Here is a 19,477-nt window from a genome sequence, read left to right on the forward strand (position 1 = left end):
CTCAAGCGCGAATACGAGTGTTCTTCGGATCCCACATCGGCGCATCCTCCTGCACCACCGCCGAATAACGGCTGCCGAAGATCTCGACCTCCAACGCCTGCCCCGGCTGATTGAGATCCGCCCGCAACATGCCAAGCCCGATGCAAGCGCCGACCCGATGCCCGTAGTAGCCCGAGGTCACCTCGCCCACGACCTTATCGCCAGCCCAAATCGTCGACATATAGGGCGGGTCCAACTCGCCAGCCTCGATCTTCAGCGTGCAGAAGCGCTTGGACAGCCCGCGCTGCTTTTCCGCCTCCAAGGCCGCCTTGCCGCGGAACTCAGCCTTGGTCCAATCGACAAACCGCTCAAGCCCGCCTTGCAAGATGCTGTAATCGTTGGACAAATCGCCCTTCCAAGCGCGGTATCCCTTCTCGATCCGCAAAGAGTTCAGCGCGAACATGCCAAAGGGCTTCAGCCCCAAAGGCGCACCCGCCGCCATCACCGCATCCCAGATCGGCAAAGTATCGGCAGTGCGCGAGTGGATCTCCCAGCCCAGCTCTCCGGCAAAGGAGACCCGCATCAAGACCACCTCACGCCCGGCAATCCGCGCGCTTTGATGGGTGAGCCAGCCTTTGGTAAGATCGGCATCCGAAACGGCGGCCAAAACTTCACGCGAGGCCGGCCCGGTCAGGATCTGCGTCGACCAGTCGTTGGTCTCCTCAACCAAAGACAGCCCCGGCTCCAAGTGATTGCGCAGCCAATCGCCATCATGCACCTGCGCCGTGGCCGCCGTGATCAGCCAGAACTCTTCCTCGGCAAAGCGCGCCACCGACATCTCGGTGACGATCCTGCCCTTGTCATCGGCGAAATAGGCCAGCCCAAGCCGCCCAATCGACGGCAGTTTCCCGGTGATCTGCCGCGAGAGCCACTCCGCCGCCCCGGCCCCACTCAGCCGGAAGCGCGAAAAGCCCGGCAGGTCCAAGATCCCTGCCGCATCCCGCACCGCTTCACATTCGGCTTTCACCGCGCGGAACCAAGGCCCCTCACGCTCCCAAACCCGTTGCGCCTCTTCCGCAGTGTCATCGCCCGGTGCTGCATACCAAAGCGCGCGTTCCCAGCCGTTATAGGGCCCAAACTGCGCGCCCAAAGCCGCCGTGCGCGCATGCACAGCCGAGAGCTTTTTATCGCGGCCCTCGCCCCAAGCATGATGCGGGAAATGGATGGCATATTCGTTGCCGTAAACCTCCATCCCCTTTTTCACGCAGTAATCTTCATCCTCAAAGCCGGTGAAGCGGCGCGGGTCGCAAGACCACATATCCCATTCAGTGGCGCACTCGGTGACCCATTCGGCCAAGACCTTGCCCGCGCCGCCCGCTTGGCAGATGCCAAAGGTGAAGACGCAAGCCTCAAAGGCATTGGGCACGCCCGGCATCGGCCCAATTAGGGGGTTGCCATCCGGCGTATAGGGGATCGGCCCGTTGATCACCTTGGTCAGCGCGGCCTTTTCCAACAAAGGCACCCGCGCCATCGCATCGGCGATATGCCATTCCAAACGCTCCAGATCATCGGGGAAGAGCTGGAAGCTGAAATCCTGCGGGAAAGGATCATCCTTGGTGTGCCAATGCGCCCGGCAATTGGCCTCATAGGGGCCAAGGTTAAAGCCATTCTTCTCCTGCCGCAGGTAGTATGAGCTGTCGACATCGCGCAGAAGCGGCAGCTTATGGCCAACCTCTTTCGACCAAGTTTCAAGCTCGGGGATGGTGTCGAAGAGCATATATTGATGGCTCATCACCATCATCGGCAGATCGCGACCGAACATCTTGCCGACCTCGCGCGCGTAATAGCCCGCCGCATTGACAACGATCTCAGCCCGCACCGTGCCCTTCGGCGTCTCAAGCACCCATTCATCATTGACCCGCGCGACCGAGGTCACCGGGCAAAACCGCTCAATCCGCGCGCCCATCTGCCGCGCGCCGGTGGCCAAAGCTTGCGTCAGCTGGGCCGGATCGAGGTCACCATCATTCGGATCATAAAGCCCGCCGCTCAGATCATGGGTCTCAAGGAAGGGATAACGGCCCCGGATCTCGTCTGGGGTCATCACCTCAAGATCCATGCCCTGATAGCGGCCCATCCCTGCAACGCGTTGAAACTCTTGCAAACGCTGCCGGCTGTGGCCCAAACGGACCGAGCCGGTCACATGGTAGTTCATCGGATAGCCGACCGCTTCCCCCAAGCCACGGTAAAGCTCAGCCGAGTAGCGCTGCATATTCATGATCGACCAGCTCGACGAGAAGGTCGGCACATTGCCCGCGGCATGCCAAGTCGAGCCTGCGGTCAGCTCGTTCTTTTCCAAAAGAAGGCAATCGGTCCAACCGGCCTTGGCCAAATGATAAAGCGCCGAGACCCCAACCGCGCCGCCTCCGATGATCACCACGCGCGCGCTTGCGAATTCTGCCATGATTGCCCCCTCAAATCCTGCGCGCAGTATCCGCCGGTCAGAGCCCTCTTTCAATTCGGCAACTTAGCCCCTATTGATCGACAAAGCCGATCACGCCCTATTTTCTGTCGCTAAATATCCCGGGGGGTTCCGGGGGGCTGCCCCCCCGGCCGCCGAGCCAGAGGCCAACCATGCAAATCGAACTCCTCGACACCTTCCTTGATCTGGCCGAGACCCGCAGCTTTCACCGCACGGCCGAGCGGCTCAGCCTCACCCAATCCACCGTCTCAGCCCGCGTCGCAGCACTGGAGCATGCGGTGGGCTCACGGCTTTTCGACCGCTCACGCTCGGGCACCGACCTCACCCCCGAGGGCAAGCGCTTTGAGGTTCATGCCCGCGCTTTGCGCCATGAATGGAACGAGGCCAAGCGCCGCATCCAAGTGCCGCAAACCAATGCGCATCTGGTGCGACTTGGCATCCAAAACGACCTTGCGGCGGTTTATTTGGGCGGATGGGTCGCAGGTTTCCGCCGCGCCGTGCCGAACACGACGTTCTACATCGAGCCCGATTACTCGAACCAAATGTGCGCCGATCTCTTGACCGGGATCTTGGATTTCGCGGTGATGTTCAGCCCCAAACCCCACCCCGATCTGCATTTCGAAAGTCTGGGTGAGGTCGGTTATCACATGGTCTCAACCCATGCGACCGCGCTCTCTGAGGTGACGGCCGACCGCTTCGTCTTCGCACATTTCTCCCCGGCTTTTGCCGAGATGCACCGCCAGATCACCCCGCAACTGGCGGAATCGCCGGTCTCGGTGGGACAATCGGGCTCGGTCGTCTCGCTGCTGATGGCGATGGGCGGATCAGGCTATGTGCTGGAAAAGACGGCGGATGAGCTGGTGGCAGCGGGCCGTGTGCAAAGGGTGGCCGATGCACCAGTGCTGCGCCAGCCGGTCTATGCGGCGCTGCACATTCGCCACCGCATCGCCCCCCTGCACCAACGCCTGCGCCGCGTGGTCTTCCGCCGCCTCTCTGGCAAGGACATAGACCCGAATGAGAAGCAAACTTGGTAACCCCCCGTTGACGCCCCATATTCAAAGCCCGAGGCCTGCCCTGCGCATCATGGGCGTGCAGGGTACGCCGAGACGCGGATTACATCCGACCCAGAGCTGAAACACTTAAAGTAACAAATTAACAATGCTGTCTAATATACTGCTTTATAGGCATTAAATAGAGATGCAGAGATGAGAGTGTGTTTATAAAACCTCTCATTACGCCCCCATGACACATCCCGAATGATCGTGCCAAGACCACCGAAGTGGCGCCTGCGCGAACAAAGCGCCCCCAATGTCTGCCCGCAATCTTATCAGACCATTTGGCGCTTGCGACACACAGCTCAGCTGGCAAAGTCACCTGCCAACACCACCCACATATTTTCTGTCCTTAAATATCCCACGGGGGTCCGGGGGTGTGAAACCCCCGGCCCGGCCTCACGAAGGTGCCGCCGTTGGTATCGCGCAGTCATCGCCCCCCCCTGCGACCTCCGCAGGGCATAGGCCTAACGCCAGATCGGATTGGACCAAGCCCGTCTTCCCGCGGCATCGATGACCGAGACCCGTAGCCAAGGGCTATCCTCAAACCGTTCCAAAGGCACTTCCACCCGGGTCATCGAATGACCATGCACGCCCTTGGCACGGATGCCACGACCCAAGGCGATCGCTGAGACCACCGCCGAGCACTCCACGATCACCCGATCGCCTTTCACCTCAACATCGCGCAGCTCTGGTCCTTGGCTGGAATAAAAATCCCCGCGCTTCAAAGCCGCCAGCAAAGCCTCGGGCGTGTTCTCCTGCGCCTTCACCATCACCCAACCGCCGAAATGGTCCGGCTCTGAAAAATGCGCATCATCGGTAGCGATCAAGCTCAGTTTGCGCCCCTCGTCCAAAAGCTGATCGGCAAGGGCCGCACCATCGGGCCGGTCGCAGCCCATTGCGCAGCCGTGATTGTAGATCTCGACCGCATGGGCGGCGGTGACATTGCGGGCATCGTCGAGTGTCAGCCCCGACCATTGCGGATGCGCGATTGCCACGAAAGCCCCTGCGGCCGCGGCGCGCTCTGCAATCTCGGCTGCGGTTTCTTGCGCGGGATGAGCCAAGAAATCAGGGGAATCCGAGGGCGCGAAATCCGCCGGCAGCCCCACCGCAAGAAGGTGCCACAGATAACCATTCGCCATTGCCCCCGAATGCAGCTCTGCCCCAAGCAAAGTGGTGAAGCCGTCGGCGCGCATCGGCCTCGTATCCACAATCGGATAGTCGAAGATCCCTAAGAAATGATCCGTCACCGCCAGAAAATCGTAGCCCTCAGCCCTGTAGCGCCGGCATAACTCTTCGGGTGACAGCACGCCATCCGAACGGGTGGAATGCGTGTGCAGATTGCCGCGCCAAAAGCGGCCCGGTGCGGTGAAGGCAGAGTGGCGCATCAGGATTCCTTTGAAATTCGTCTGTTCACTATTTGCGGCTAGCCGCGCCCGATATAGGGCATATCGCGCGCCATCAACGTCACGAATGGCATGTTCACATCCAGCGGCAGTTCCGCCATATGCAGCACGGTCTGCGCGACATGGGCGACATCCATCACCGGCTCGGGCGCGATTTGACCATTGGCCTGCGGCACGCCCAGAGGAAACTGGCTGGAGATCGCGGTCAAAGCATTGCCAATGTCGATCTGCCCGCAGGCGATGTTGAACGCCCTACCATCTAAACCCAGCGTACGCGTCAGCCCCGTCACCGCATGTTTTGACATCGTATAGGGGGCAGACCCCGGACGCGGCGCATGGGCCGAGATCGAGCCATTGTTGATGATCCGCCCGCCCTGCGGCGCTTGGTGCCGCATCAGACCAAAAGCGGCGCGGGCGCAAAGGAACATGCCGGTGATATTGGTCTGGCAAAGCGCCAGCCAATCCTCAACCGCGATTTCATCAATGGGCGCGGCTTTCACCGCAATGCCAGCATTGTTGAACAGAACATCCAGCCGCCCCCAACGCGCCTGCACTTGCGCAAAAGCGGTCTCAACCGCCTTTGGATTCCCCACATCACACGGCAAGATCAGCGCATCGCGGCCATCTGAGGTCTCAAGCAGCGCGCTTTCATTGCGCCCAAGCAACGCCACCTGCCAGCCCTTGGCCAGAAAGAGACGCGCTGTGGCGCGGCCAATCCCTGCACCAGCTCCGGTGATCAAGATGGTCTGGGGTTGCGCTTCTTGCATCATTGCTCACTCCGCGAAGTCATATTTCATCAGCCAATAAAGCACCCGTGTGGCCGCACGTTCGGAAAGCCCGGCGTGGCGCGCCAGTTCTTCTGCAGTGCCTCCGGCATCACCCAATGCCTCTAACGCGGCCAGCAGAGCTGCGACATTGGTTCTGGTGTCGATCAGACGTTTGCTGCCTTCATAGCCGCGCAGATCCAGCATCCGATCAAGATCTGGGCGATCCGAGAAAGGCTTGGCACGGAAAACCCGCGAAGGATCAGCACCTTGCCGGGTTGGGTAGGCGCGAAAGAAGATCCCCGGAGCTGGCGCAGGGGGCAATGTCGCAGGGTGTATCCTGCCGCCTGCCCCTTCCTTGCGCGCAAGGGCGAGCATCGCCGATTGCTCGGCCCAAAGCGCCTGCATCTGCGGGATCACCACCGACCAATCGTAAAGCTGTCGCGCCCGACGCTGCCCCGCCTGCCCCATTTTGGCCCGCACATCCGGGTCGCCCCCCAGCCGCAGCAAAGCTGCCGTCAGCGCGCCAATATCAATCCGCGTCAAAGCCGAAAGCTGGCTTGTATATTGCGTATAGCTGTCGGTGCCGCCAAAATAGCGCTGACCAAGATAGGCAGTCAGATCTCCACGCGGCATCTCCGTCGGCACCCGAATGCCGACATCGGGTGTCACCGTATCCTTCATCCCATCCCAATCCGAGACGATCAGTGGCAGGCCCGCTGCCATCGCCTCGATCGGAGCAAGTCCGAAGGTTTCTTGCACGTTATCAATGGGAAAGAGGAAGATATCGGCGCCCGACAGCGTGGCTTTGCGCAAGGCCCCATCGCCCCCATCCAAGGGGTGAAAGCCCACCTGCGGCATCACTGACTGCGCGCCTTCTTCGAAAACACGGCGGGCGGCGTCAGAGCGATATTGACCACAAAGCAGAAGGTGAAAGCGCCGCTTTGACTGCTGCTGTGCCCGCGCAAGGGCAAGGTACAGCGGCAGCGGGTCGAACTTCTCCTCGGGGGTGAGACGCGCGATGATCGCGCACGCGATATCGCCTTCGGCAATGCCGAGCTTTGCGCGCAAAGCCGCACCCGCGCCTTGGTCTGTTGTGAAATCGGCACAATGGATGCCCAAGGGCAGCACGGGCAGCAAAGGTCGCGGTGGCACCTTGCCGCCAAAGCGGCGCACCAAATGCGCATCAGTCAGATCCATCTGCGTCACGATCGAATGACGCACCGCGCGCGAGGTGCAAATCACGGCATCCCAAGGCATTTGCGGCGCAGCGCGCAGATCAAACATTCCTTGCATAACACCTAAGGTCGCTGTGGTATGCGTGACACCGCATAGCGCATAGGCGCTGTCGCCATACCCCGACCGCCGCCAAACCTCACGCGAGAAATTTGGGCTGGGGTAATTGACCACATCCACCGGGGCCAGGCCCTCCAGCGCATCAAGCCTTAGAAAGCGCAAAGGTTTCGTCGCACCTTGCGCATTGGCAAAGTCCCGAAACTGTGCAGCGTCGCCGGGGCCGTGGGTCAGGGCGACAAATTCGTCGACCTGCGCATGGGCCATAAAACCGCGCAAGAAACTTTCACCTGCGACACGGCGGCCGTTGATGCCTTTGCCCGCAGGATCGTAGCCGTCCGGCGCGTACCAAATCGCGGCATTGGTGCGGCCGCTTGCGGCGCTCTGCATCCCTTCAATCCCTGCCGTAACGATTGGCCCTTTCGCGACATGGTTAGGCGCAGGGGTCGCTTGGGTAAAGAGTGAAGCGACGCCGAGGGGACAATCATAAAGCCCGCCCCCTTGTTGAGGGCGGGCTGCGCGGCGGCCAACTTGGCCGCAAGCAACGGAAGGCCTGACTTAATAGCCAGCCTGCGTGCGGAGGGTCCGCAACTGATCGGCGTTGATATAGCCGGTGCTTGCCAGCCCCTCGTCGCGCTGCCAACTGGCCAGAGCCCGCCGGGTGTTCGCACCAAAGATCCCATCAGTGCCGCGCGTGCTATAGCCAAGTGCGGTCAGGCTGCGTTGCACGATTTGCCGCTCAGCGCGGGTCAGGCCCAAAAGCCGCTCTTCCAACTGGTCATTGGTGGCCGTATCCTCGACAGGCGGCGCCACATTCCCCGCCTGCTGGCGCAACAGCCCCACCTGACGCGAGGTGACATAGCCCGTCGCCTCATAGCCCCCCGCCTTTTGCCAGCTGGCGATGGCGGCACGGGTCCCGCGCCCCCAAAGCCCATCAGCGGCCCCGGCATTATAGCCCAGCGAGGTAAGCTGGCGCTGGATCAAGCGGCGCTGCTCACGGCTCAGCCCCAGCGCAGCCTCAACCGATGCCGCCGAGCCATTGTAGCCGGGATCAACCGGATCAACCGGCTTCGGCTTGGTCGAGCTGCCAAAACGGTCCAGCGCGCGCTCAGCCTGCGCGCGATAGACACCATTGGGATATTGCGCCAGAAAGTTGCGCCAGCCTTGCGCGGTATTGGTGGCGCGGGCCTGTTCATAAGCATTGCGCTCCATCTCTTGGTTGAGAAGGCTCTTGGCAAGATCTTCGACCACACCGCCAAGATTTTGCGCCGTGATAGGTGAGGCGCTGATCGCCATGCCAGCACAAAGAACAGCCGCCAAGGTATTGTTACGCATTGGTAATCTCCTACTTCAGCAACCTAATTTTCAGGTCGCAAATCCGTTTGGTTTCAGCGGGCATTTCGCCCGACAATGGTTGAAAGCCGCGTCAATTGGCGCTTAACGCGTCCGCGCAATGACGCCCGGGGGCTGCCACGGATCGCCCACATCAGGCAGCTCTGAGGGAGGCAGATCATTGGGCTCGCCCGGCGCGGGATGGCCCGGCTTTGGGTCTTGCACCGGCGGGTCAAGCGGCGTCTGCGGCACATCGGGCGCTGCAGGCGCATCAGGCTCTATCGGCAGATCTGGACGCGGCAGATCCGGCGGCAGATCCGGACTGGGGGTAGGCTCTGGCTTATCCTGTTCCATCATTACTCTCCACAACATCGCCAACAGGGTGGCAGTCAGACGGCCTTTTTCTATGCGCGACAACGCCCATGCAGCCGACAGCGTTCCATCCCCGCCAACGCCTCGCCGCCTGCCCCACCATCGCGCGGGCGCCCTTTTATAAAAATGGGCGCCCGCGGTCGGACGCCCAGTTGGGTCAGGGAGGGACAAACGTGACAAAGACTCCACCGGAGAAGTCACGGCGATCTAACGTGGCTTTACGTGAATGGTTCCAGAGGCCGCCCTCTGACCCTACGTCGCAGAGTTGAGAGGCGATAAGCGGCAAGAACTGGCCTTCGTTCTGTGCCTGATGGCAACGAACCGCCGAAATCCAAGGGCGCGCCATCAGGCCACCGGAACATCCCTGAGGTGCCCAAGGTTCTCGCCTGCACATGCCAAGGATGCATGTCCTATTCCCCCTCTTTAGGAGACTGGAACAATGGCCAATCCGAACAAAGCACCGCAAGACAGCAAGCAGCAACAGGCAGATGCCAATCGTACCGACGGCAAGCCGCGCCAGCATGAGCAACAAAGCAGTGTCATCGCCCAGCAAGGGCAAAATACCGGCAAGGACAGCGCTGCAAAACAGCACAACGACCGCGACGCAAAGCAAAAGCCGCAACAGCGCCAAGATGCGACAGCAAGCGCCTTAGCCTGCTCGGATTGGGTGCTTACAGATAAAAGGGGGGGCCCGCGCCCCCCCTTTTATCTGCTCCGCAAATGACCGCTAACAAGTGCTTAGCTGTCCGCCACGCAGATCTGCCGCTGCACACCCAAGCCCGCGATCCCCAATTCAACCACCGCGCCCGGGCGCAGATATTGCGGCGGTTTCATCCCCATCCCCACGCCCGGCGGCGTCCCGGTCGAGATCACATCGCCGGGATGCAAGGTGAAGAACTGGCTCAGGTATGAGACGAGATGCGCCACCCCGTAAACCATCGTACTGGTTGAACCGTTTTGGCGCGTCTCACCGTCGACCGTCAGCCAAATCGCCAGATCTTGCGGATCGGCGATCTCATCCTTGGTCACGAGCCAAGGCCCGGTCTGACCAAAGTTGTCGCAGCTTTTGCCCTTGGTCCATTGGCCCGCGCGTTCGGTCTGATAGCTGCGCTCTGAGACATCATTGATGACACAGTAGCCCGCGACATGGTCCATCGCCTCCTCCTCAGAGACGTATTTCGCAGGCTTGCCGATCACGACGCCCAGCTCAACCTCCCAATCGGTTTTGACCGAGCCGCGCGGGATGATGATTGGATCATTTGGCCCGCAGATCGCCGAATTTGCCTTTATGAAAAGCACGGGCTCGGGCGGCACCGCCATGCCCGACTCCGCCGCATGATCGGCGTAGTTCAGGCCGATGCAAAGGTATTTACCGATACCGCCGACACAAGCGCCAAGGCGGGGGTTGCCTTCAACCAAGGGCAAGCTGAGCGGGTCCAAAGCGGCGAGACGGTCAAGATGCACCAAAGCCTCGCCCGCGAGATCGCCGATGATGCCGCTCAGGTCGCGGATCTGTCCTTGCGCATCCAGCATGCCCGGCTTCTCGGCGCCTCTTGGCCCGTAACGCAGTAATTTCATAAAGTTCCTCACCTGAAGCGCCGCGTGTTCCCGCAGCTTTGTTTGTGTCCGCTATCCAAGGGTTTGATTGACGTTAGGTCAATATTAAACCACCTCGTCGGGGCGTATTGCCGCGCTCTGACTTTAGATAGCGACAAAGGCCGGAGGTTTCTCGCCCCCGACCCCTGGAAAGAACAGCTACTGATCGATGGAAGGCGGGACCAAGCGCCTTTGCCTTAACGCGCGCCCCATGTGTCGCTCAGCCGGTAGCCCTGAGGCCAAGGGTCCGAGGGATCCAGCATATGCTGGTGAATGCCGGTGATCCAACCGCGCCCCGAAATCTCGGGCAGCACGGCGGGGATATCGCCGACCGTGGTGGTGCCAAGGATGCGGCCCGAGAATTCCGAACCGATGAGCGAGACCGCCGTCAGCCGATCCTCCAGCCCCATTTGGCCACGCGCATGCAGCACTGCCATCCGCGCCGACAGCGCCGTGCCGGTGGGCGAGCGATCGACCTTGCCCGGACGGATCGCCACCGCCGCCCCTGCCCGCAGCTCATTGCCCTGACGGGTCACAGCTCCGGCGAAAAGGCAGAAGGAGTAATGTTTCCAATCGGGATTGGTCGGATGCGAAAAGCCCAGTTGCTCGGTCGCCGCATCCGAGATCCGCACCCCCAGCTTGGCAATGTCATGCGCCTCATCCGGGGTCAGCGAAAAGCCAAGCGCCGGCGCATCGACGAAGACAAAGCTGTCGCCGCCATAAGCGGTGTCCACGGTCAGCGTGCCAAACCCTTCGACTTCGATCTGGGCGTCTAAACGCTCAGCAAAGCTCGGATGGTTCTGCACGAAAATGCGCTCGGCCTTGCCATTGCGGCATTCGGCGCGAACATGCACCAGCCCGCCCGGCGCTTCCAAAACCATCCGGGTTTCAGGCTCTTGCATCGGGATGATGCCGCTGTCCAAAAGCACCGTCGAGACGCAGATCGAGTTCGAGCCCGACATCGGCGGATTGTCCTCGGGCTCCATAATGATCCAAGCTGCATCGGCACGCGGGTCTTTCGGTGGCACCAATAGGTTCACATGCCGAAACACGCCCCCGCGCGGCTCATTCAGCACAAAGTTGCGCAAGGTCTTGTCATTCCACAAGAAACGCGACTGCTCCCAGATGGTATCGCCGGGCGGAGGCGCCACGCCCCCCACGATCACATCGCCAACTTCGCCCTCGGCATGGGCCGAGATCACATGGACCGTCTTTGTGCTGCGCATGGGTTACATCCAGTTAGGCAGGGTTTTCGGCGCATGGCCGGTCAGCGCGGCAGTTGCGCAGCGGGCAAGGCTGTCAAAGCGGATCAGCCGCCCCGAAAGCCCCGGCCCGTAATGGGCATATTTGCCGGAATTGGTCATCAAGGTGCGGGTTGCCACCGGAAAAACCGGCTCCGAGATCGAGCACCAGCACAGATCCGGCAGAACCTGCACGCCCGAGGCTTCGAGCCGCGCCAATGTGCCCTCGGCACGGAGATCGGCAATGATCTTGCGGCCTGCGGTGATGATCGTTGGCACCGTCACTGCCCCGCCCTCTAGCGCGTCAGCAAAGGCCCGGCATTCCTCGGCCGAGGCATGCGGGCTGCCGATGGCGACAAGGCTGATCTCCTCGCTGCCTTGGTTCAACTCCGTCCAGCCATGGGCGAAATCTGCCGCCGTCAGCGTGACCTCATCTGCATCAGCATCGATCAGATGCGCCTCAGGGGTGACACCTTCGACATGCAGCATCGGTGCCGCCGAGGTGGTGCCAAAGGCCGCACAAAGGGCCTGCAATTGCCGTTGTGTGGCGGAATTCAGCCCCCGAAAAACCGGGATCCGGTCGGGCGATGCTTTGCCCGCAAGCCAGCCCAAGAGTGGCCAGAAGAGATCATCCGCGTTCGGGATCAGCGACACATTGATGATGCGACGGGCCAGCCGGTTTTCCTCAAGATAAACGCCCGACAAAGGCGCCCGCCCGGTCATCGCGATGCACAAATCCAAGAAATCCGGATGTTTCGCCGTCCGCGCCCCGATCACCGAATTGGCATAGATCACCGCATTGGATTCCGACCAACCGATCATCTCGCCGGTCTGCGGCGCATCGTCCAAAAGATAGGGCGAGCAAGTAAAGGTGTTGCTGCAGCCCATCTTCACATAGGCATCCGCCAACCGCGCCGCTGGTCCGCCAAAGCTGGGCGGCAGACCTTGCGCCTGCCAATTCTCACGGTCTACCGAGATCGCATTCATCGTCGCGGGCACCCGCACCTTGGCGCCCATCTCGACCATCTTCTCGGCAAAGGTCAGATTGGCGGGGCTGGCATAAATGCAGCCATCGATATGCACGCAAGTCACATCAATGAGTCGCTCAGCCCCCTGCTCCTCGGCCATTTTGACGATCATCCGCATCGCCAAAGCCACCGCTTCGCCGTCGCGCCCGGCCAGCATAGCGCGGTCCTCATCGCTCAATTCCAATGCCGCACGGGTGCCATTGCTCAGCGGCAGCGTCACCCCGGAGGCCTCGATGGCCTCCGGGGTGACGACGACCCGCGCCGATGCAGCCAAAAGCTGGCGCTCGGCCTCCGAGACCCGCAGCACCGGAAGACCGCAGTTGAACATCTCGCCCGCGATCAGAGCGCCCAAGGTGACGACATCCTCGGGCTGAGAAAAGATCACCGCTGCCGGAGCCTTGCCGTTCAGCGCCATGTCCAAAAGCACGCCCGATCCGGTGCAAGAGCCGCGCGTGCCGGGCATCACCAGAACCCGCCCCGCAAGGCTTTGCCCATGCAGCGGGTGATGCACGTCAATGACTTTGCCCGAGGCGGGATCAACCCCACCCCAAAAGCTGATCGGTTCATCCGTGGCGAGAACATCGCCCGTCGCAACCCCCTCTAGAATGAACCGCGCTTGGATCATTTTACAACGAATCCATGTGCATAGGGGTCACGATCATCGATGAAGATCGTATTGATCCCGGTTTGCCGCGCCCAGCCCCCGATCGAAGGGATGATCGCCGTCTTGCCCGGAACGGCCTCCGAAGCCGCCTCAACCCGACCTTTGAAGATCGAGCCGATGATGCTTTCGTGCCAGAACTCATCGCCCACGGCCAATTTGCCCTTGGCCGCCAGCTGCGCCATCCGCGCCGAAGTGCCGGTGCCGCAGGGCGAGCGGTCAATCGCCTTATCGCCGTAGAAGACGGCGTTGCGGGCATGCGCGCCTTCCACCGTCGGCACGCCGGTCCATTGGATATGGCTCAACCCATTGATCCGCGCATCGCCCGGATGGATGAATTCATACTTATCGTTCAACGCCTTACGCAGCTTCGGCGAGAAGCCGATCAACTCACCCGCGGTGAAATCTGCCATATCGCGGAAGTTCTTTTGCGGCTCAACGATGGCATAGAAATTGCCGCCATAAGCCACATCAACGACGATCTCGCCCAAGCCCTCAACCTCGGCCGTCATGCCTTCGGCATAAAGGAAGGACGGCACATTGGTCAGGCGCACTTCTTCGACGAAGCGGCCCTCTTGGCGGTATTCGATATCGACCTTACCGGCGGGGGCATCAATCGACAGCTTGCCCGGGGTTTTCGGCTGGATCAGCCCGTTTTCAATCGCCATGGTGATGGTGCCGATGGTGCCATGGCCGCACATCGGCAGGCAGCCCGAGGTCTCGATGAAGAGCACAGCTACATCGCAATCAGGCCGGGTCGGCGGGTAAAGGATCGAGCCCGACATCATGTCATGGCCGCGCGGCTCGAACATCAGCCCAGTGCGGATCCAGTCGAACTCGGCCAGAAAATGCGCCCGGCGCTCCAGCATGTCTTTGCCTTCAAGGCGCGGACCGCCGCCCGAGACCAGACGCACAGGGTTGCCACAGGTGTGGCCGTCGAGACATGAAAACGTGTAGTTGGTCATGCGTGTTACACTCAGAAACGTTGCGGCGAGAAGGGTTTAAGATCAAGCGAGGGCTTGGCCCCGGTCATCAGATCGGCAACCAGCCGGGCGGTGCCCGCCGATTGCGTCAGGCCAAGGTGTCCGTGACCAAAGGCATAGATCACCCGCGCAGTGGCGGTTGAGCGGCCAATCGCCGGCAGGCTGTCGGGCAAGGAGGGCCGGAAGCCCATCCATTGCGTGCCGCCCTGCCGGTCAAGCCCCGGTAGGAAAGCCTGTGCCTTGCGCAGCATGGCCTCCGAGCGCTTAAAATTGGGCTTCAGCTTTAGCCCGCCCAGCTCGACCGCGCCGCCGACACGGATGCCGGTCGAAAGCCGCGTCACCACGAAACCATGGCCGCCAAAGGTCACTTGCGTGCGCAGATCAAAGGCGGTGCTGGGCAAGGTGGTGTTATAGCCGCGCTCGGTTTCCAGCGGGATCCGGTCGCCCAGCGATTTCGCGATCAGATGCGAATGCGCCCCGGCGCAAAGCACCACGCGCCCTGCCCGTTTGGTCACGCCTTTGGTCGCGATCTCAACCCCGTCGATGGTCTCGCGCAGCGAGAGAACCTCGGCCCGGTCGATTTTGCCACCGGCATCGATGAAGCGTTGCGCCAAAGCCAAGGTGTAAAGCTTGGGATCAGCGATCGAATACCAACCCGGCGTAAAGGTGCCATGGGTGAAGCGCGGCGCAAGTCCGGGCTGGATCGCGGCCATTTGGCCTGCATCCATATGCTGAAATTCAATACCATGCGCCGCGCGCGCCGCCCAACCTGGCTCGGAGGCGTCAAGCTCGGCCTTGGATTCATAGACCTGTAGATTGCCCTCTTTGCGCAGCATCGGCAGGGTGCCAGTGGCGGCCAGAAAGGGCTCAAGCTCGGCCTTTGAAAGATCCATCAGCGCGGTTTGTGCGGTGGTGGAGCCCGCAACGCGGCTTGGCGAACAGGCGCGCCAGAAGCGGAACATCCAAGGCGCGATTTGCAGCGCATAGGAGGGGCGCAGAGAGAGGGGCCCCAAGGGGTCCAGCAGCCATTTCGGCGCTTTGCGCAGGATCCCCGGCGAGGCCAGCGGCAGAATATCAGTAAAGGCAAAGGCCCCGGCATTGCCTGCCGAAGCACCCGCCGCTGGACCTTCCCGGTCCAGCACAGTCACGGACAACCCACGCGCTTGCAGCGCCAGAGCGGTGGAAAGCCCCACCACTCCGGCGCCGATCACGATCACTTCAGAAGTCATAATGTCCTCAGTGGGTTGCAGAAAGGAACTGCTGCAACTCAGGGGTTTTCGGCGCGCCAAACAGCTCATCCGGCGGCGCGATTTCCGCCATCACACCTTTGTGGAAAAACGCAACGCGATCAGAGACTTCGCGGGCGAACTTCATCTCATGCGTGACGCAGATCATCGTCATGCCCTCAGAGGCCAGCATGCGCAACGTGTCCAGCACCTCGCCCACAAGCTGCGGGTCCAAAGCCGAGGTGACCTCGTCGAAAAGCATGTAATCGGGCGACATCGCCAAAGCGCGGGCAATCGCCATACGCTGCTGTTGGCCCCCCGAAAGACGCGACGGATAGACCTTCAGCTTATCGCCTAGGCCCACGTGCTTCAGTTGCTTTTCCGCCTCGGCCTCGGCTTCGGCTTTTGAGCGTTTCAGCACCTTTTGTTGCGCCAGCATCACGTTTTCGATCACGGTCAGATGCGGGAAAGCGTTCCACTGCTGAAACACGATACCGATCTTCTGGCGCAGCTTGTTCAGGTCGGAGCCGCGGGCATGCACCTCAACACCGTCAACGACGATCTTGCCGGAATCGATCGGCTCCAGCCCATTGATGCAGGTCAGCAGCGTCGATTTCCCCGACCCCGAGCCACCAATAACGGTCAGCACTTCCCCTTTGGGCACGTTCAGGTTGATCCCCTTCAGAACCTCAAGGGGACCGAAAGATTTGCGGACGTTCTCGATCTCAATCATTGGACCACCGTTTTTCCAGATAGCCGCCGAAACGGGCAATGGGGAAGGAGATGACAAAGTAGAAGAGCCCGCAGATCATCAAAAGGAACAGCGGTTCTTGCAGGCGAGTGATCAGGATTTGCGTGGATTTCAGCAGTTCCACCACCTGAACGATGTAGACAAGGGCCGAGTCTTTCATGACCCCAAGCGCGAGGCCAATCCAAGACGGCAGGGCGACGCGGGTGGCCAAAGGCATGACCACCGAGGTCATATCTTGGCCCCAAGTCATCCCCAAAGAGCGCGCGGCGCGGCGCAAGGGTAGCGGCACGGCCTCGATGCCACCGCGCACGATCTCGGCGCAGTAAGCGGCGGTGTAGAGAGACAGCACCCCGCAAGCCACCGTCAGCCCCGAGACCTTGATCTTCAGCACCGTGGTGATGAAGGCATTGGCCAACACCAGCTGAATCAACAACGGGATCGAGCGGAAGACGTCCAAGACGAAGGTCAGCGGCATCGCCCAGAGAGCCCCCACTTGATAGCGGAAGACCCCAAAGATGATGCCAAGCACGGTGCCGATGAAGACCGAGATGGCCGTGACCATCAATGTCATCCCTGCCCCTTTGGCCAGGAACATCAGGTCGTTGTAAGTCAGAGCGGTTTCAAACATGTCGCCTCCCCCCTCAGTAACGGAACATGCGCGCGGCCAGAAGCCGGGCCGAGAGGGTGATCACCTTGGTGATCACATAGAAGATCACGGCAGCGATGGCGAAAAGCTCGAAGGTGCGGAAGGTCAGCGCGTTCAGCGCCGAGGTCACACCGTAAAGATCGGTGTTCATCGCCACGACCGCGCCCAGCGAGGTCATCAGAATGGCCCAAACCATCTGATTGGTCATTGGCAAGAACGAGATCCGCAGCATCTGCGGCATCACCACATGGACGAAAGCTTGCGGCGCCGACATTCCCAAAGACCGCGCCGAGCGGGTCTGGGTGTCGGGAATGGCCTTAAGCGCGCCCCGATAGTTTTCGGCCAGATAGCCCGCATTGTTGAAGGCAATGCCCAACAGCAGCGAGATATAGGGCGACAGGTGGATGCCAAAACTGCCAAGGCCGAAATGCACCATATAGATCTGGAACAAGGCCGGGGTGTTTCGGGCAATCTCTACCCAAGTTGTGGCGATTGCGGAAAGGCTGCGATAGCCTGAGATACGGCACACCGTCAGCAGGATCGCGACTATGATACCGATCACCATCGATAAGATGGCGATCTCCATTGTGACAAGCGCCCCCTCCAGCATCTGCGGAAGAGAGTTGAGCGCTTGGTTCCAGCGGAAATTATAATTGAACATGGGACCCGCCTCAGAGTGTCTAAGGACGGCGCGGGTGACCCCGCGCCGCCGCTCTTAAAGGATTAGCGGTAGACGCCCGGGATGGTCAGATTGGCAGGTTCACCTTCGCCAACCCATTTGGTGTAGAGCTCGGCGTAACGGCCGGTCCGCACTTGCTGGTTGATGAAGAGGTTCATGAAGTTCAGCAGGCCGTATTCTTCGCGCAAGGTCACGAGAGCCACATAATCCGGAACCATATCCGCTTTTGCGACAATCGAGATGCCCGGGAAGTTGCCGGTTTTCACGTTGGCTTGGGCGACTTCCATCGTGGAAACGGTCGCATCCAGCTGGCCTTGGCTCAGAGCCAGGAAGACGTCAGCTTGGTTTTGGTACGGACGGAACTCGCCAGCGCCCCATTCTTTGACTTTTTCTTCCAGCCAGATCGCTTCATAGGTGCCAGCGGTGGCGCCCACGGTTTTGCCTTGCATGCCGGCTTCGTCGGTGATGCCCGACTTTTCCGAGACAACAACAGCGTTTTCAAAGGCATAGTAGGGCATGGTCATGCCAACGGTCTTGGCGCGCTCCAGCGTGTCCGAGGTCGAACCGACGACAACGTCAACCGAACCCGACATCAGCGAAGGAATACGCTCGGGGAAGGTGGTTTCCACCACTTCGGCCGTCACGCCCAAGGCCGCGGCAAGATCGTTGCAATAATCAACGTCAAAGCCGATCGGGTTGTTGTCAGCATCGCGCGAGCCCATCGGCGGGAAGTCCAGCACGACAGCGCAACGCAGCACGCCGGCCGAGATGATGTCGTCCAGCTTGTCGGCCATCGCCGGGGTGGCACAGGTCGCGGCCACAAGGCCTGCAGCAAGGATCGAAGATTTCATACGGTTCTCCCTTGATTTGGTAGTCTTGATTCTACGCCAGAAACACTATTCCGACTGGGGGGCGGCAACGCAATCAAAAATACAAGAAATATACAAACAGCCTAACACCTGTCCTGGCGGAAAGTGTCAACCACCGATGCGACGCCCGGCCGTCGGTTATCCTTCCCCTCCAAGAATGATGGGCGCGCTTTTACAGTTGCGCAAGGATTAAGCAAAGGCGATTGCCTGCGGGTTGCCGCAAGGTCAATCAGCAGGCTTCCTGCGTCACATTCTAGAATAGGGCTGCGCACGGCTCAGCGGCCCGCCTGCTCTGTATTTTTTGTGTCGACAGGTCGTTACGTTTTGGCCTTAATCGTCCTCAAACCATTGCTACAAATCCTGTTGCGGAGCCTTCCGATGTCCGACGTCCCCAGCGATTCCTTCCCCGACCGCAAGCGCGGCTCGGGCGTGAAGCTGGTCTATGACCTCTTGCGCGATGAAATACTTGATCTCACGCTGCCCCCCGGCACGCCGATTGATGAGGTACAACTGGCCGAGCGCTTTGGCATGTCGCGCACCCCGATCCGCGAGGCTCTGGTGCGGCTTGCCGGTGAGGGTCTGGTCGAGACCTTGCCGAACCGTTCGAGCATGGTGGCGAATATCGACGTGCTGAACCTGCACACGTTCTTTGACGCGCTCACATTGATGTATCGTGTCACGACGCGGCTGGCTGCTCAGCACCACCGCCCCGAGGATCTGGTGCTGATCCGCGCCCACCAAAGGGCCTATGATGCCGCAATGCGCAGCACGGATGCCTTGGGCATGATCGCCAACAACCGCGCCTTCCATGCGGCCATCGCCGAGGCAGGGCGCAACCCCTATTACCTCACCTTCTTCCTGCGGATCTTGGATGAGGGCCGTCGGCTCTTGCGGATGTATTACCAATCCTTCGAAGACCGCCTGCCAGAAGAGTTCTCCAAAGAACATGACGCGATCATTGCCGCTATTGAGGCCCGAGATATCGAACTCTGTGACCGCTTGGCCCGCGCCCATGCCGATCAGATCATCGGCCGGATCCAGAAGGTTTTCACCCGTGATTTGCGGCAGGACATCGCGCTTTAAGAGCCATTCCGCCAAGTGCCGCAATTCTTGTCGACAA

General features: G+C 60.7%; 18 protein-coding genes. 3 read left to right on the top strand and 15 right to left on the bottom strand.

Annotated features, from left to right (window positions below):
* Position 1: 1 nt before the first annotated feature.
* Positions 2 to 2,440, bottom strand: a complete 2,439-nt coding sequence (locus Q9295_RS11305) for a GcvT family protein (protein WP_306680680.1) — start codon at positions 2,438 to 2,440, stop codon at positions 2 to 4.
* Between the two features lie 170 nt (positions 2,441 to 2,610).
* Here Q9295_RS11305 and Q9295_RS11310 point away from each other — a divergent pair, with 170 nt between their 5' ends.
* Positions 2,611 to 3,492 (top strand): LysR family transcriptional regulator, encoded by an 882-nt coding sequence (locus Q9295_RS11310; RefSeq protein ID WP_306680681.1) that lies wholly within the window; start codon positions 2,611 to 2,613, stop codon positions 3,490 to 3,492.
* Between the two features lie 485 nt (positions 3,493 to 3,977).
* Here Q9295_RS11310 and Q9295_RS11315 read toward each other — a convergent pair whose 3' ends face one another.
* The 5 genes from Q9295_RS11315 to Q9295_RS11335 all read right to left on the bottom strand — a co-directional run bounded on the left by Q9295_RS11315 (position 3,978) and on the right by Q9295_RS11335 (position 8,659).
* The gene (locus Q9295_RS11315) at positions 3,978 to 4,898 is read right to left on the bottom strand and encodes a CehA/McbA family metallohydrolase (protein ID WP_306680682.1); all 921 of its coding nucleotides are present in this window, start codon (positions 4,896 to 4,898) and stop codon (positions 3,978 to 3,980) included.
* Positions 4,899 to 4,936: 38 nt separating this feature from the next.
* On the bottom strand, positions 4,937 to 5,686 hold the full coding sequence (locus Q9295_RS11320; protein ID WP_306680683.1) for an SDR family oxidoreductase: 750 nt from the start codon (positions 5,684 to 5,686) through the stop codon (positions 4,937 to 4,939).
* A gap of 3 nt (positions 5,687 to 5,689) precedes the next feature.
* A complete protein-coding gene (locus Q9295_RS11325; protein ID WP_306680684.1) occupies positions 5,690 to 7,363 on the bottom strand; it encodes a glycosyltransferase family 4 protein in 1,674 nt (557 codons plus the stop codon).
* 168 nt (positions 7,364 to 7,531) lie between these two features.
* Positions 7,532 to 8,308 (bottom strand): peptidoglycan-binding domain-containing protein, encoded by a 777-nt coding sequence (locus tag Q9295_RS11330; protein ID WP_306680685.1) that lies wholly within the window; start codon positions 8,306 to 8,308, stop codon positions 7,532 to 7,534.
* 102 nt (positions 8,309 to 8,410) lie between these two features.
* On the bottom strand, positions 8,411 to 8,659 hold the full coding sequence (locus tag Q9295_RS11335; RefSeq protein ID WP_306680686.1) for a hypothetical protein: 249 nt from the start codon (positions 8,657 to 8,659) through the stop codon (positions 8,411 to 8,413).
* A 457-nt stretch (positions 8,660 to 9,116) separates the two neighbouring features.
* Here Q9295_RS11335 and Q9295_RS11340 point away from each other — a divergent pair, with 457 nt between their 5' ends.
* Positions 9,117 to 9,401 carry a hypothetical protein gene (locus tag Q9295_RS11340; protein ID WP_306680687.1) on the top strand — a complete coding sequence of 95 codons (285 nt, stop codon included), beginning with the start codon at positions 9,117 to 9,119 and terminating at the stop codon, positions 9,399 to 9,401.
* A 14-nt stretch (positions 9,402 to 9,415) separates the two neighbouring features.
* Here Q9295_RS11340 and Q9295_RS11345 read toward each other — a convergent pair whose 3' ends face one another.
* The 9 genes from Q9295_RS11345 to Q9295_RS11385 form a co-directional block, all read right to left on the bottom strand.
* Entirely contained in the window at positions 9,416 to 10,255 is an 840-nt protein-coding gene (locus Q9295_RS11345) for a fumarylacetoacetate hydrolase family protein (protein ID WP_306680688.1), read from the bottom strand.
* A 215-nt stretch (positions 10,256 to 10,470) separates the two neighbouring features.
* A complete protein-coding gene (locus Q9295_RS11350; protein ID WP_306680689.1) occupies positions 10,471 to 11,499 on the bottom strand; it encodes a trans-3-hydroxy-L-proline dehydratase in 1,029 nt (342 codons plus the stop codon).
* Between the two features lie 3 nt (positions 11,500 to 11,502).
* Entirely contained in the window at positions 11,503 to 13,167 is a 1,665-nt protein-coding gene (gene lhpI / locus Q9295_RS11355) for a cis-3-hydroxy-L-proline dehydratase (protein ID WP_306680690.1), read from the bottom strand.
* The gene (locus tag Q9295_RS11360; RefSeq protein WP_306680691.1) at positions 13,164 to 14,168 is read right to left on the bottom strand and encodes a 4-hydroxyproline epimerase; all 1,005 of its coding nucleotides are present in this window, start codon (positions 14,166 to 14,168) and stop codon (positions 13,164 to 13,166) included. The genes lhpI and Q9295_RS11360 overlap by 4 nt, the downstream gene beginning before the upstream one ends.
* 11 nt (positions 14,169 to 14,179) lie before the next feature.
* Entirely contained in the window at positions 14,180 to 15,415 is a 1,236-nt protein-coding gene (locus Q9295_RS11365; protein ID WP_306680692.1) for an NAD(P)/FAD-dependent oxidoreductase, read from the bottom strand.
* Between the two features lie 7 nt (positions 15,416 to 15,422).
* Positions 15,423 to 16,145, bottom strand: coding sequence for an amino acid ABC transporter ATP-binding protein (locus Q9295_RS11370; RefSeq protein WP_306680693.1), 723 nt, complete (start codon positions 16,143 to 16,145; stop codon positions 15,423 to 15,425).
* Positions 16,138 to 16,791, bottom strand: coding sequence for an amino acid ABC transporter permease (locus tag Q9295_RS11375; RefSeq protein ID WP_306680694.1), 654 nt, complete (start codon positions 16,789 to 16,791; stop codon positions 16,138 to 16,140). Before Q9295_RS11375 ends, Q9295_RS11370 begins: the two co-directional genes overlap by 8 nt.
* 13 nt (positions 16,792 to 16,804) lie before the next feature.
* Positions 16,805 to 17,470, bottom strand: coding sequence for an amino acid ABC transporter permease (locus Q9295_RS11380; protein WP_306680695.1), 666 nt, complete (start codon positions 17,468 to 17,470; stop codon positions 16,805 to 16,807).
* A 62-nt stretch (positions 17,471 to 17,532) separates the two neighbouring features.
* Complete coding sequence (locus Q9295_RS11385; protein WP_306680696.1) at positions 17,533 to 18,339, bottom strand: transporter substrate-binding domain-containing protein; 807 nt, start codon at positions 18,337 to 18,339, stop codon at positions 17,533 to 17,535.
* A 396-nt stretch (positions 18,340 to 18,735) separates the two neighbouring features.
* On the opposite strand from Q9295_RS11385, the gene Q9295_RS11390 reads away from it, so the two are divergent.
* Complete coding sequence (locus Q9295_RS11390) at positions 18,736 to 19,440, top strand: GntR family transcriptional regulator (protein WP_306680697.1); 705 nt, start codon at positions 18,736 to 18,738, stop codon at positions 19,438 to 19,440.
* Positions 19,441 to 19,477 lie beyond the last annotated feature (37 nt).

This window comes from Pseudogemmobacter lacusdianii, from assembly GCF_030848395.1.
Lineage (GTDB): Bacteria > Pseudomonadota > Alphaproteobacteria > Rhodobacterales > Rhodobacteraceae > Pseudogemmobacter > Pseudogemmobacter lacusdianii.

Coding starts and splice junctions, on each gene's coding strand:
- Q9295_RS11305 (WP_306680680.1), bottom strand. CDS start 2,440: ATGGCAGAATTCGCAAGCGCGCGCGTGGTGATCATCGGAGGCGGCGCG.
- Q9295_RS11310 (WP_306680681.1), top strand. CDS start 2,611: ATGCAAATCGAACTCCTCGACACCTTCCTTGATCTGGCCGAGACCCGC.
- Q9295_RS11315 (WP_306680682.1), bottom strand. CDS start 4,898: ATGCGCCACTCTGCCTTCACCGCACCGGGCCGCTTTTGGCGCGGCAAT.
- Q9295_RS11320 (WP_306680683.1), bottom strand. CDS start 5,686: ATGATGCAAGAAGCGCAACCCCAGACCATCTTGATCACCGGAGCTGGT.
- Q9295_RS11325 (WP_306680684.1), bottom strand. CDS start 7,363: ATGCAGAGCGCCGCAAGCGGCCGCACCAATGCCGCGATTTGGTACGCG.
- Q9295_RS11330 (WP_306680685.1), bottom strand. CDS start 8,308: ATGCGTAACAATACCTTGGCGGCTGTTCTTTGTGCTGGCATGGCGATC.
- Q9295_RS11335 (WP_306680686.1), bottom strand. CDS start 8,659: ATGGAACAGGATAAGCCAGAGCCTACCCCCAGTCCGGATCTGCCGCCG.
- Q9295_RS11340 (WP_306680687.1), top strand. CDS start 9,117: ATGGCCAATCCGAACAAAGCACCGCAAGACAGCAAGCAGCAACAGGCA.
- Q9295_RS11345 (WP_306680688.1), bottom strand. CDS start 10,255: ATGAAATTACTGCGTTACGGGCCAAGAGGCGCCGAGAAGCCGGGCATG.
- Q9295_RS11350 (WP_306680689.1), bottom strand. CDS start 11,499: ATGCGCAGCACAAAGACGGTCCATGTGATCTCGGCCCATGCCGAGGGC.
- lhpI (WP_306680690.1), bottom strand. CDS start 13,167: ATGATCCAAGCGCGGTTCATTCTAGAGGGGGTTGCGACGGGCGATGTT.
- Q9295_RS11360 (WP_306680691.1), bottom strand. CDS start 14,168: ATGACCAACTACACGTTTTCATGTCTCGACGGCCACACCTGTGGCAAC.
- Q9295_RS11365 (WP_306680692.1), bottom strand. CDS start 15,415: ATGACTTCTGAAGTGATCGTGATCGGCGCCGGAGTGGTGGGGCTTTCC.
- Q9295_RS11370 (WP_306680693.1), bottom strand. CDS start 16,145: ATGATTGAGATCGAGAACGTCCGCAAATCTTTCGGTCCCCTTGAGGTT.
- Q9295_RS11375 (WP_306680694.1), bottom strand. CDS start 16,791: ATGTTTGAAACCGCTCTGACTTACAACGACCTGATGTTCCTGGCCAAA.
- Q9295_RS11380 (WP_306680695.1), bottom strand. CDS start 17,470: ATGTTCAATTATAATTTCCGCTGGAACCAAGCGCTCAACTCTCTTCCG.
- Q9295_RS11385 (WP_306680696.1), bottom strand. CDS start 18,339: ATGAAATCTTCGATCCTTGCTGCAGGCCTTGTGGCCGCGACCTGTGCC.
- Q9295_RS11390 (WP_306680697.1), top strand. CDS start 18,736: ATGTCCGACGTCCCCAGCGATTCCTTCCCCGACCGCAAGCGCGGCTCG.